At 47.4% G+C, this 11,699-nt stretch carries 15 protein-coding genes; 7 read left to right on the top strand and 8 right to left on the bottom strand.

All coding sequences use genetic code 11. The annotated features are described in order from the left end of the window. From WC259_RS05895 to tatA, 8 genes are all read right to left on the bottom strand, one after another. Window positions 1-735, bottom strand: a 735-nt coding sequence (locus WC259_RS05895) for an FAD:protein FMN transferase (RefSeq protein WP_372643573.1), incomplete at its 3' end; no start/stop codon positions are given. Between the two features lie 82 nt (window positions 736-817). Further along, the gene (locus tag WC259_RS05900; RefSeq protein WP_078409794.1) at window positions 818-2,011 is read right to left on the bottom strand and encodes a 4Fe-4S binding protein; all 1,194 of its coding nucleotides are present in this window, start codon (window positions 2,009-2,011) and stop codon (window positions 818-820) included. A 191-nt stretch (window positions 2,012-2,202) separates the two neighbouring features. Further along, window positions 2,203-2,325, bottom strand: coding sequence for a hypothetical protein (locus tag WC259_RS05905; RefSeq protein ID WP_011310032.1), 123 nt, complete (start codon window positions 2,323-2,325; stop codon window positions 2,203-2,205). Further along, entirely contained in the window at window positions 2,289-3,440 is a 1,152-nt protein-coding gene (locus tag WC259_RS05910) for a 4Fe-4S binding protein (protein WP_061977588.1), read from the bottom strand. The genes WC259_RS05905 and WC259_RS05910 overlap by 37 nt, the downstream gene beginning before the upstream one ends. 168 nt (window positions 3,441-3,608) lie before the next feature. Continuing rightward, window positions 3,609-4,397, bottom strand: a complete 789-nt coding sequence (gene tatC / locus WC259_RS05915) for a twin-arginine translocase subunit TatC (protein ID WP_011310034.1) — start codon at window positions 4,395-4,397, stop codon at window positions 3,609-3,611. Continuing rightward, the gene (locus tag WC259_RS05920; protein ID WP_011310035.1) at window positions 4,394-4,684 is read right to left on the bottom strand and encodes a twin-arginine translocase TatA/TatE family subunit; all 291 of its coding nucleotides are present in this window, start codon (window positions 4,682-4,684) and stop codon (window positions 4,394-4,396) included. Before WC259_RS05920 ends, tatC begins: the two co-directional genes overlap by 4 nt. A gap of 76 nt (window positions 4,685-4,760) precedes the next feature. Beyond that, on the bottom strand, window positions 4,761-4,997 hold the full coding sequence (locus tag WC259_RS05925; protein WP_011310036.1) for a twin-arginine translocase TatA/TatE family subunit: 237 nt from the start codon (window positions 4,995-4,997) through the stop codon (window positions 4,761-4,763). Window positions 4,998-5,088: 91 nt separating this feature from the next. Beyond that, window positions 5,089-5,286 (bottom strand): twin-arginine translocase TatA/TatE family subunit, encoded by a 198-nt coding sequence (gene tatA / locus WC259_RS05930; protein ID WP_078409796.1) that lies wholly within the window; start codon window positions 5,284-5,286, stop codon window positions 5,089-5,091. 247 nt (window positions 5,287-5,533) lie between these two features. Here tatA and folP point away from each other — a divergent pair, with 247 nt between their 5' ends. From folP to WC259_RS05965, 7 genes are all read left to right on the top strand, one after another. Then, entirely contained in the window at window positions 5,534-6,382 is an 849-nt protein-coding gene (gene folP / locus WC259_RS05935) for a dihydropteroate synthase (RefSeq protein WP_012984557.1), read from the top strand. Next, window positions 6,373-6,903, top strand: coding sequence for a 2-amino-4-hydroxy-6-hydroxymethyldihydropteridine diphosphokinase (folK, locus tag WC259_RS05940; protein WP_011310039.1), 531 nt, complete (start codon window positions 6,373-6,375; stop codon window positions 6,901-6,903). Before folP ends, folK begins: the two co-directional genes overlap by 10 nt. Continuing rightward, window positions 6,903-7,274, top strand: a complete 372-nt coding sequence (queD, locus tag WC259_RS05945) for a 6-carboxytetrahydropterin synthase QueD (protein WP_011310040.1) — start codon at window positions 6,903-6,905, stop codon at window positions 7,272-7,274. The genes folK and queD overlap by 1 nt, the downstream gene beginning before the upstream one ends. Window positions 7,275-7,397: 123 nt before the next feature. Then, window positions 7,398-8,411 carry a recombinase RecA gene (recA, locus tag WC259_RS05950; RefSeq protein ID WP_011310041.1) on the top strand — a complete coding sequence of 338 codons (1,014 nt, stop codon included), beginning with the start codon at window positions 7,398-7,400 and terminating at the stop codon, window positions 8,409-8,411. 87 nt (window positions 8,412-8,498) lie between these two features. Further along, entirely contained in the window at window positions 8,499-9,143 is a 645-nt protein-coding gene (locus WC259_RS05955) for a regulatory protein RecX (RefSeq protein ID WP_011310042.1), read from the top strand. A 68-nt stretch (window positions 9,144-9,211) separates the two neighbouring features. Next, a complete protein-coding gene (gene rny, locus WC259_RS05960; RefSeq protein WP_011310043.1) occupies window positions 9,212-10,795 on the top strand; it encodes a ribonuclease Y in 1,584 nt (527 codons plus the stop codon). Window positions 10,796-10,806: 11 nt separating this feature from the next. Further along, window positions 10,807-11,577, top strand: a complete 771-nt coding sequence (locus tag WC259_RS05965) for a TIGR00282 family metallophosphoesterase (protein WP_011310044.1) — start codon at window positions 10,807-10,809, stop codon at window positions 11,575-11,577. Window positions 11,578-11,699 lie beyond the last annotated feature (122 nt).

An 11,699-nucleotide genomic window follows, 5' to 3' on the forward strand; every position in this document is an offset into this window, starting at 1 on the left:
TGAAGACTGGATAACATCATAATAACCGGTATAAGCTCTGGGGTGGGTGATACCTACTTTCCAAGGCTGGCCGTCTTCACGCATGCCCTGAAGAGCCAAATCTCCACCGGCTTCAACTATTATCTGGCTGACACCCCGCCCGCGCAGATAGGAACTAGCCATGTCTACAATATAACCCTTGGCAATACCATCCAGAGTAATGGCCATGCCGTTCCTGCCCAAAACTATATCCTTGCCTTTGATAGACATTTCCCTGTAATCAACCAGATGTTTTACTTCAGCAAGCTGGGCGGAAGAGGGAGGCAGTTTGGTTTTGGCAAAACTGTCCTGACAGAGATCCAGAGCAGGCAGTACAGTCGGGTCAAATGCCCCGCCGCTAAGCTCGGCACAATACCGGGCACTGGAAAGAACGGATACGAATTCGCTTGAAGCACCTATGGCCTGTCCGCTCCTATTCAGGCGGTAAAGCTCTGAGGTTATATCAAAACGGTTAAATACAGAAGACAACCGCTCAATTTCGGCAAAGGTATCTTTGACCTTGGCTTTGGCGCTGTCCTGACCGCTATCTATCAGGGTAATTGTTATATAGGTTCCCAAAAGAGCTTTGGTTTCAGAATACTGGCATTCAGCCGCCGAGGTAATCAGCTCCTTAACCCCTAAACCGCCGGCAGCTAAAACCCCGGCACCTACGGCTGAAATCCTGATAAAGTCTCTTCTGGTTAGTTTATTCTTCACTTCTTTATCCTCCCCAACCCCAAACCCTTAAAAAGAACCGGATTTGGTGATGGTAAAAAACTTATTGTCACTAAATCTAAAGCTATTTGCCGGAAAATTTATTAACCAGCCCAATAGTGCTTTTTCGTATTTTAAGTATGATATCCATAGTAGCGCCCACCGGGCAAAGATAATGACACCAGAAATCATGGATGAAGAGAGACACGCCCAGAGTGGCTATCACCAGAAGCCACTGGTCTAGTACACCCTTAAGGCTAAAGATAGTGTTCCAAGGTTCAAATACGGCCAGTGAAGGGGACTGGAAAACCAGAACCAGTACCACTATCAGCCAGAGAATCACGTAACGGGTGTTACGCATAACAAGCTGAGTGCGGGTAATGGGACGGGTACGGCCGCCGCCGATAAAATTCAAGCCCTCCTGAATGGCAGAGAACGGACACATCCAGAAACACCAAAGATTTTTACCGAAGGCAAGCGCTGCCCCTATGATACCAAAGACCATAAGGTACAAGAGCATATTACTCTGCCAGCTAGGTGCAAAGCCAGTGGGGAAAACGATAAAGTTGACCAGGCTAAGCGGTACAGACAGCCAGATACCGAATACCGCCAGTCCGACCAGTAGACTGAGGTAACGAAGGACATGTATTTTGCGTAAAGACGGTATCATGCGCAAGGCAAATACGGCCAAAATACCGGCGATAAAAAACACCTCGGCCAGCCCGAAATTGATAGGTTCAGGCGGAACCGGATAGGGGTTGCCAAGCTGTTCAGAAAGTATCAGGCGGCCTTCACGGACACCGGTATCAACACCGGTTGAAGAGCGGGTAGCTCCGGAAACTGCATTGATATCTTCATTCAGCTGAAGAGGATCTTGATAAGAACGCCCGATAAACTGGGAAAAATAATCATTGGCGGCAAGTCTGTTATACCAGGCAGGGGTATCGTTGGTTTGGGGAACATCCATAGCCAAAATAACGCCATCATTGCTCCAGGCAACCACTACCGTCATAGGGCCGGCATAACCCAAACCCTTGCCGGAAGTAACAAAAGCAATCTGGTTGCCGTCAGAGTCAAGGGCACCGAAGAGATAAAGATCATCTGACGCCCGGTCAGCCAGTTTTTTGAAGCTGGCAGCTTCCGGAACAACCTTGGATAGATACTGCTCAACATCAGGCGAAGCTGAAACTTTGCCTATCACTCCGGCTATCACCACCGTAAGGATGGCAAATATTATAAGCGCTTTTTTACCGTGTAGCTTCCAGAAACTGCTCTGCATATAATGACCGCCTCACTTTCTGAGACACCCCACTACTAGTCTGCGTACCCCAGAAATGATTGTTTATTAATAACTATTATCAGATAAATAATTCACTGATAATACTACAACTAAATAGTTAGTTTATCACGCATATATTCCCTTGGCAAGCTCAGGGGCACGCCAGAGGTCTCCCTTTGAACCCGAATAATTTAATCTATCAGACCCGAAGCCTTTACAAACATGACCACCAGACTGATAAGTACACAGAATGACACCATGACAATCAGGAAAATATCTATCGCCTTGCTTTTTTCTTTAACAGGCTGTTCCATTTATTCCCCACCCATTTACGCGCCTTTATTATTATATCCAGTGAAGCCCCTACAGGGCAAAGATAATTACACCAAAAATTGTAAAACAGCAGAGCACCTGCAAGTGTGGCTATCAGAAGTATCCATTCCGGAAAGTCACCTTTGAGGCTGAAAAATAGATTCCAAGGCTCAAACCCGGATACATTGGGTGCTCTGAATACAAAAACCAGCATCAGTGCCAGCCAAAGGAGCGCATAGCGTACCCATTTAAAACGTTTCTGGGTTTTGGCAGAGGGAGAAACCCCCTCACCTATGAAATGAAGCCCTTCTTGAACGGCGGCGAAAGGGCATAACCAATAACAGTAATAGTTTTTGCCAAAGAGAATAGCCAATCCCAGTATTCCCCAGACCACAATATAAAAGATGATAAATTGCTCAACACTGGGGGCATAACCTACCAGAAAACTGGATATATTGTTTAGACTAAGGGGTACCGAAAGCCAGATACCCACTATAAAGAAGCTATAGGTCAAAGCCAGATAACGGGCATATTTGGGGTTTTTAAACGGCCTGAAGGTACGTACCCAAAAGACAAATGCAATCCCTAAACATACCAGTAATTCGGGCAAACCAAATTTTATACCCGGAAGCGGGTCTTTATAGTCGGATCCAAGTTCTTTTACTACCAGAAGCCTTCCGGCTTTGACCGCCATAGCCACCCCGTTTGAAGAAACGGTAGAACCGGAAACAGCGTCTATATCTTCGTGTATCTGGATAGGCTCTTCGTAATCCCGGCCTATGTACTGGTCAAAAAAATGTCTGGCTTCAAGAACCCGCCACCAGGGAAGATCTTCGTGATGAACGGGAACAGATATCTGCAGGATAATGCCGTCAAGGCTCCAGTCAAGAGCAACCAGCAACGGACCGCCATAACCCTGTCCCTGTGAAATAGTAACATAGCTTTGGAGCTGACCTTCGGCATCCAGTATGGCATAAAGCACGCCCTGACTGGTAGCTATCAGTTCGGTATATTCAGAATTTTCCGGTACTACCTGAGGAATGTATTCCTGGTAACCTAAATCCTGATGGGTAAAACCATACAAAGCGGCCAATCCCAAGCTTAAAAGAGCCAGCAAAGTAACTATCCTGCTGCGATTTGGGCTAAACCGGTTTGAATTATTCAATCACTTACCATTCAAAATGGATAAATAAGGAGAGAGGCTTTATTCAAGCCTCTTCAAGATACACTTAGTTTACTCTAATCTATTAGAGAAATTCAAATAAGTCAGGGGTTTCCCTGTGGATTACTTAGACTCGATTACTTCCCTCTTCTTGCGGTAGACCAGTTTCGACAGCCAAATAGATATCTCATAAAGGACGATTAACGGACCGGCCATAATAGTCTGGTTTACGGGGTCAAAAGTGGGGGTTATAAGAGCGGCAATGACAAAGGCAATTACCACCCAGATTTTACGTTTTGAGGCCAGCCACTTTGGGGATACAACACCCAGTCTGGCCAGTACCATAATGATAAAGGGGGTCTCAAATATAAGCCCCAGAGCAATAAGTATCCGGGTAACTACATTCATATAGTCTTTGATGCCCACCACGGTGAGCACCACGTCATCACCCCAGTGCAACAGAATGTTTAAAGCGGGCGGCAAAGCTACATAATATGCGAAGGCCAAACCTGCCAGAAACATCACGGTCACTGCCGGTATGGATATGAAGATAAATTTCTTTTCGTTGCGGTTGAGTGCCGGGGTAATAAAAGCAATCAACTGGTAGAGTATATAAGGAGAGGCAAGAATGAATCCTGCCCAGAGTGATACATTGAAAAAGACCGAGGCATATTCCATAACCCCCAACTGAGCCGGTTTGAAATCCGGGCCGCCGGGAGCGGTCAGAAACCCTATTATAGGTGTGGCAAAGAAAAAGGCCGCCATTACGCCCACAACCAGTGCAATTATCCCGCGGGTAAAACGCTGGCGAAGTTCGTTAAAATGCCCGCCAATAGGCATCTTGCCCTTGGCTTTTACTTCTTCAGGGGGTTCTTCTTCCTCTACTTCGGGAGTTTCGTTTTTAGTACTCACGCTTTACCCCCGCTTCCAGGTCCATTTAAAAAGTTATCAAGCGATTTGGATTTACTGGTGGAGGTACTGGTAGAACTGCCGGTTTTCTTTTTACCGGGAGATGCCAAATTCTCAGCATCAATAGCCCGGGTAAAATCTCTGGTCATTTCACCGGTTACTTTGCGGAAAGAATTAACGAACTGGCCAATCTGACGGGCAAATTCAGGTATCTTGCCGGGCCCGAAAATGAGCGTGGCCACAATAAGCACGATAATAATTTCACCGAAGCCAATTCCCAGAAAATCCATAATTTAACGCCTTATTTCAAATTACCAACGAATTTTACTTTTAAGCCTTATGAAGAAAACACCCTAAGTAAAGGGCTTAAGACTCTTTTTTAGTCTCAGCTATCTTTTCATTTATCTTGGCAGAAACCGCATCATCCTCAAGTTTTTTAACAACCTTCGGTTTGGGGGTTTCTTCTTCAAAGTCGTTCTTCTTGCGGATATTATGCAGGGCTTTACCCAGTGATTCGCCTACTTTAGGAATACGGCTGGCACCGAATACCACCACAACTAGGAGTACAATGATAAGTATTTCTATAGGGCCAATCTTAGGCATAGCCTACCTCCTATTTTGAACCTTTTACAGGTTCGCTAAACAAATCCCTTCCTATTCTCAAGGAAGGGGCTTATCCCAATTTATATTTGGACTATTCGGATTTTTCAGCGGGCTTGGTTTCTTCCTTGGCTTCAACTTCTTCTTTGGCGTCTTCACCGGTGGACGCTTTTCTGAAGTTCCTGATACCCTTGCCGATAGCATCTCCAACCTGAGGAAGTTTGCCTACACCGAAAACTACCACAACCAAAAGGACAATGATAAGAATTTCCATAGGACCAATCTTAGGCATGTGTAACCTCCTAAATTAAACCTGAAAATGAGTTTAGACTGAGGCTTAATTGTAAATATAGCAAATACTCACAACCAACGTTTTATGATACTCGCTAAAATTTAGCTTGTCAAACTACATAACAAATTAGTTTAGCCGTAAAAAGCTTTTAAAAGGCCCTTTCGTGCTTGGAAATTACGGCTGTTTGATAGCATTTTCTTGCTCCTTTGAGCATTTGCTGAGATAATCAGTATAGAGGACAAAGGTGATGAATTTACCCATTACAAAACCCGCAAGCAGCCACTTCGGCTCAAAGCAATTTGGCTGGGGAGAGCGTACCTATATAATGGGCATTGTAAATGTCACTCCGGACTCATTTTCGGGTGACGGACTGGGTGCTAACCCCGAAGCGGCACTGGAACAAGCCCGCCGCTTTGCAAAAGAAGGGGCGGATATACTGGATATAGGCGGTGAAAGTACCCGCCCGAACTGCCCGCCTGTAAGCACCGAAGAAGAACTGGGACGGGTAATTCCGGCTATACGTCTTATAGTGCGGAATCTGGATATCCCCATAAGCATAGATACCTACCGCCGTGAAGTGGCTGAGGAAGCCCTGAAGGCGGGTGCCTGCATAGTAAATGATGTCTGGAGTTTACAAAAAGACCCTTCACTTTTTGAACTGGCGGCCAAAAGCCGAGCTGGCTGGGTAATAACCTCTAACCAGCGGGAACACCCTGTGGAAGACATTATGGAGGCAGTCACCTGCGAACTGAAATCTACCGCCCTGAAACTGCTGGAGCTGGGTGTACCAGCCCAAAATATTATAATTGACCCGGGGGTGGGTTTCGGTAAAACTTTGGAACAGAATCTGGAGATTGTCCGCCGTCTGTCAGAACTGAAAACCCTTAATCTGCCTGTACTGCTGGGTACTTCCCGCAAATCCCTGATAGGGCAGGTGCTGGATACCCCGCCTAACGAACGGCTTGAAGGCACGGCCGCCACCGTTGCCCTGGGGATAGGGGGAGGGGTAGATATTGTAAGGGTGCATGACGTGGCCCGGATGAGACGGGTCTGCCAGATGAGCGATGCTGTTATAAGGGGTAAAATATGGAAATAATATATTTGGGACTGGGGTCAAACACCGGAACCCGTGAACAATACCTGAAAGATGCCCAGACCCGTCTTTCAGAAAAAATCGTTATCACCAGCTGTTCCACTATATATGAAACCGAACCGCTGAACTGCCTTCCCCAGACGAACTTTTTAAATATGGTTATAGAAGCCCGCACAGAGCTTTCACCTCCGGACCTTTTGGCATTTACCCAAAAGGTGGAAAAAGAGATGGGCCGAAGCCAAAACAGCCATAACCAGCCCCGCCTAATAGATATTGATATCCTGCTGTACGGCCAAAAACGCTTAAATACGCCCACCCTGACCATACCTCATCCCCACTTGACCGAAAGGGCTTTTGTAATGTTACCGCTGGTGGAACTGGCAGCTGATTTTATCTACCCGGGCAGCCGCTCCAGCCTGTCGGATTTGCTTGAGGAACTGCCTCCCGGCCAGTCTATCCGTCCGTTTTCATACCTGCCTGAGGACAGCAGAGACGATTATGACGACGACGAGGAGAACGAATAGTGTATTATCTTAGTGTAAAAAAACATTTTGAAGCCGCCCATTTTCTGCGGGGATATAAGGGTAAGTGCGAAAACCTGCACGGCCACCGCTACGAAGTAGCCCTGAAGGTTAAAACCGGAGAGCTGGATGAATGCGGCATGGGAGCTGATTTCAGTCTTCTGAAAACCCGCCTGAATGAGGTTCTGCAAAGCTATGACCACACCTGCCTGAATGACTTGACACCCTTTGACAACATCAATCCATCGGCCGAAAATATAGCCAAAGACATATATGACAAGCTGAAAACAGTTATCAACAAGAAGGGTGTTGAGCTTTGGGGGGTAGAGGTCTGGGAGTCACCGGATAGCTCGGTACTCTACCAGCCTGACTAACCATACCCTTGACTCAAGGTCTGGACAAGGCCGTTTTCACTCATGCCAAAGGGCTAAAAAGTCAAGGGCTTATTGTAGAATAACTTACTATATGCTATCATTTTGACTAGAAAACGAGGCGAAATGACCACGGAAAAAGATAAGGCTCTGGAACTCACTGTAGGCATAATAGAAAAACGCTTTGGCAAGGGTTCAATAATGAAGTTGAGCGACCCTTCCTTCCGGCAAACAGTTGAGTTCATTCCTACAAGTTCACTGGCACTTGATATTGCCCTGGGCGTTGGCGGGATTCCCAGAGGCCGGGTAGCTGAAATATTCGGTCCTGAAGGCTCTGGCAAGACTACTCTTGCCCAACACATTATTGCCCAGGCCCAAAAAATGGGTGAAAAAGCCGCCTATATAGACGTGGAACATGCCCTTGATCCTAAATACGCTTCAACCTGCGGGGTTAATCTGGATGAGCTTTTAATATCTCAACCGGATACCGGCGAAGAAGCGCTTGGTATTGCCGAAGAGCTGGTGAGAAGTGCTGCCATAGGTGTAATCGTGATTGACAGTGTGGCGGCGCTGGTACCCAAAGCTGAAATAGAAGGCGACATGGGTGACTCACATGTAGGTTTGCAGGCCAGGCTTATGTCTCAGGCCCTGCGAAAATTGACCGCTTCCATCGGGCAAACCAGAACGGCCGTTGTCTTTATTAACCAGTTAAGAGAAAAGGTGGGTGTTATGTTCGGCAATCCCGAAGTCACCCCCGGCGGCCGGGCGCTCAAGTTTTACAGTTCGGTGCGTATAGATCTAAGGCGCATAGAAACCATCAAGCAGGGTACCGTAGCTGTTGGTACACGCGTAAGAGCCAAAGTGGTAAAAAATAAGGTTGCTCCTCCTTTCAGGACAGCCGAATTTGATATCATGTTTGACTCCGGTATCAGCCGCGAGGGCAACCTTATTGATTTAGGCGTAAGCAGTGAAGTTATAAGGAAAGCAGGGGCTTTCTTTTCCTATGGTGACATTCGCCTGGGGCAAGGCAGAGAGAGCGCCAAAAACTATCTGGCGGCAAACCCGGATCTGGCGCAGGAAATTGAAGAAAAAATACGTGCCTCAGCGGTCACCCTTTGCAGTATTGGCGATGGCGATTAATCCATAGCTTTACGGAAAAAGACATCTATATCTATTTTGGGGCTGAGGCAGAGTGTGTCTTGGCTTTGTCTTTTTTTGGGGGATTAAATGCCAATCATAACGGCAATCAGGAAAACCCGGGGCGGGAACCAGAGGTGTAAAATTTCTCTGGACGGCAAGGAGTTCTTCAGCCTGTCTCTCAAAGTATGTGAAAGGGAAGGCCTGAAAGTAGACCAGGAACTGAGCTCCAGCCAAATTGAAACTCTGAAGCTTATAGATAATTGCCAAAGTTGCTACGAAGCAGCCATGGGTTATTTATCCTATCGCCCGCGCAGCCAGTCTGAACTGGCCCAAAAACTGGTAAGGCGAGGGTTTTGCAGTCAGGATATTGATTCCATATTAGCCAAGCTGAAAGAACAGGGGCTGGTAAATGACCAGGCTTTCGCCCAGTTCTGGAATGACAATCGCCAGTCATTCCGTCCCCGCAGCCGCAGCTTGACCTCACTGGAACTCAAGAGAAAGGGTATATCCAGCGAAATAATTGAAACCGTGGTAAGCACTGTTGATGAAGTGGACAGTGCTTACAGGGCAGCCGAAACCAAAGCAAAAAACCTGCCCAAAGACAATTACCACATATTCCGCCAGCGCCTCAGCCAGTTTTTACTAAGGCGAGGCTTCAGCTACGAGGTAATTAGCCGTACCGTTTCCCGCCTGTGGAATGAATATGGAAACGATCCAATAGACGAATTTTAGGTCTTACATAGTCATGGCTCTCTGATACCCCCGTTGAAGAGAGCTTCTAAAGAAAGGGGTTTATATATATGTTCGAGTTTTTTATGGAGACAGCGCCGGCTACCACCACCGGTTTGCCTTTGTCTGCTATTCTGGCTATCTTTTTCAGTTTTATTATAGGTATAGTGTTCGGCGGTATGGCACTATTCGTATTCAGGGGCTTCATTATGAACCGCCAGCTTCGTATTGCCCAGCGTAAAGCTACCAAAATGCTGGCTGATTCCAAACTGGAAGCTAAGGATGTGCTGGTGGAAGCCAAGCGCGAGGCTGACAAGACTCGCAATTCCGCCGAAACTGAACTTAAGGAACGCCGTTCTGAACTGGCCAAACAGGAAAACAGGGTTATCCAAAAAACAGAGGCGCTGGACCGCAAGCTGGAAAACCTTGAACAGCGTGAACAGTCTTTAACCAACCGGGAAAAAAGCATTGACGAAACCCAATCTCAAATTGAAGAAATACGCGAAAACGAACTAAAACGCCTGGAAGAAGTGGCCAACATGACCACTGAACAGGCCAAAACGAGCCTGCTTGAAATGCTGGAAGGCGAAATGCAACAGGAAACCTCCCGCCGCCTGCGTGAGTGGGAGATAAAAATAAAAGCCGAAGCGGATGAAAAAGCCCGCGAGGTTGTTTCCCAGGCTATCCAGCGTTGTGCCTCTGACGTAGTTACCGAAACCACTACTAATGTCGTACCCCTGCCCAGTGACGAAATGAAGGGCAGGCTGATTGGCCGCGAAGGCCGCAATATACGGGCTTTGGAACAGGCAACCGGCGTAGACCTGATAATAGATGACACCCCGGAGGCAGTTACTATTTCCAGTTTTGACCCGGTGCGGCGTGAAGTTGCCCGTCAGGCACTTTCAAAACTTATCATTGACGGGCGTATTCACCCGGCCCGCATTGAAGAAGTGGTAACCAAGGCCAAAGAGGAAGTTGAAGCCGCTATGATAGCTTCCGGTGAACAGGCTGCCTACCAGGCAGGCGTTCACGGACTGCGACCCGAAATAATCAAAGTAATGGGACGGCTGAAATACCGCACCAGTTACGGCCAGAATGTACTTCAGCACAGCATAGAAGTAGCCCAGATGTCCGGCATGATAGGCAGTGAGCTGGGTGTAAATGTTACCCTTGCCCGCCGGGCCGGCTTTCTGCATGATATAGGCAAAGCGGTTGACCGAGACGTGGAAGGCACCCATACCCAGATAGGCGCAGACATGGTTAAACAGTGGGAAAAATCTCCCGAAGTTATTAAAGGTGTGGCGGAACATCACTTTGACACCCCCACCGTTTCCATCTGGGGCTTTATAGTATCTGCCGCAGATGCCATTTCTTCGGCCAGACCCGGTGCCCGCCGCGAATCACTGGAAAACTACATCAAACGTCTGAAGGCTCTTGAAGAGATTGCTGACAGCTTCAAAGGGGTTGAAAAATCCTTTGCTATCCAGGCAGGACGTGAAGTACGGATAATGGTAAAACCTGATGAGATTGATGATCTGGGAGCTATGCGGCTGGCCAGAGATATCGTCAAGAGGATTGAAGATGGTCTGGAATACCCCGGACAGATTAAAGTTACCGTTATACGGGAAACCAGATCCGTAGACTTTGCCAAGTAAAGCAGGTAATGATGAAAATACTGGTAATCGGTGATGTCATTGGCAAGCCGGGACGGGATGCCCTGCGGGATATCTTGCCGGGACTGAAACAGGAATACAAGATAGATTTTACCGTTATAAACGGAGAAAATACGGCCGGGGGTATTGGTATAACCCCGGCCACCGCCCAAGACCTTATATCAGCCGGGGCAGACGTGATTACCACCGGCAATCATGTCTGGAAACACCGTGACATTGCCACTGTAATGGAAGACGAAAGCCTGCCGGTTATCCGCCCCTTAAATTACCCTCCGGGCGTGCCCGGTCAGGGCTACATCCTGAAAAACAAGGTTCTGGTTGTAAACCTGATGGGTCGTACCTTTATGTACGACATAGACTGCCCCTTCCGCAGTATTGACAACCTTATTACCAAGCTGAATTTCAAACCATCTGCCATTATTGTAGACTTTCATGCGGAAGCCACATCCGAAAAAATGGCACTGGGGTTTTATCTGGACGGAAGGGTAAGCGCCGTACTGGGCACTCATACCCACGTAGCCACTTGTGATACCCGTTTGCTGCCCAAAGGCACTGCATATGTCAGTGATATTGGCATGGTAGGGCCTATTGATTCGATAATAGGTGATGAACCTGATTCGGTTATCCAGCGTTTTCTGACCGGTATACCCGGCCGCCTGAGTGTAGCCCAAGGCAGGGTGATGCTTAATGCCGTAGTGGTTACGGTAAACACCAAAACCGGACTGGCCACAAGTATAGAACGCATTTACCGGGAGATAAGCTAGAAATGGCTTCTAAAGTAGACCTGCATATCCACACCACCGTTTCAGACGGTGTTCACTCACCTTTGAATATTATTGCCAAAGCCGCCAAAGTACATATGGAGTATATTGCCATATGTGACCAT

The organism is Dehalococcoides sp. (assembly GCF_041654235.1).
In the GTDB taxonomy this organism is placed as follows: domain Bacteria; phylum Chloroflexota; class Dehalococcoidia; order Dehalococcoidales; family Dehalococcoidaceae; genus Dehalococcoides; species Dehalococcoides mccartyi_B.

Bases quoted from the DNA above. Each gene is read 5' to 3' on its own strand.
- WC259_RS05900 (WP_078409794.1), bottom strand. From the start codon at position 2,011: ATGCAGAGCAGTTTCTGGAAGCTACACGGTAAAAAAGCGCTTATAATA.
- WC259_RS05905 (WP_011310032.1), bottom strand. From the start codon at position 2,325: ATGGAACAGCCTGTTAAAGAAAAAAGCAAGGCGATAGATATTTTCCTG.
- WC259_RS05920 (WP_011310035.1), bottom strand. From the start codon at position 4,684: ATGGATTTTCTGGGAATTGGCTTCGGTGAAATTATTATCGTGCTTATT.
- WC259_RS05925 (WP_011310036.1), bottom strand. From the start codon at position 4,997: ATGCCTAAGATTGGCCCTATAGAAATACTTATCATTGTACTCCTAGTT.
- tatA (WP_078409796.1), bottom strand. From the start codon at position 5,286: ATGCCTAAGATTGGTCCTATGGAAATTCTTATCATTGTCCTTTTGGTT.
- folP (WP_012984557.1), top strand. From the start codon at position 5,534: ATGAATTTACCCATTACAAAACCCGCAAGCAGCCACTTCGGCTCAAAG.
- folK (WP_011310039.1), top strand. From the start codon at position 6,373: ATGGAAATAATATATTTGGGACTGGGGTCAAACACCGGAACCCGTGAA.
- recA (WP_011310041.1), top strand. From the start codon at position 7,398: ATGACCACGGAAAAAGATAAGGCTCTGGAACTCACTGTAGGCATAATA.
- WC259_RS05955 (WP_011310042.1), top strand. From the start codon at position 8,499: ATGCCAATCATAACGGCAATCAGGAAAACCCGGGGCGGGAACCAGAGG.
- rny (WP_011310043.1), top strand. From the start codon at position 9,212: ATGTTCGAGTTTTTTATGGAGACAGCGCCGGCTACCACCACCGGTTTG.
- WC259_RS05965 (WP_011310044.1), top strand. From the start codon at position 10,807: ATGAAAATACTGGTAATCGGTGATGTCATTGGCAAGCCGGGACGGGAT.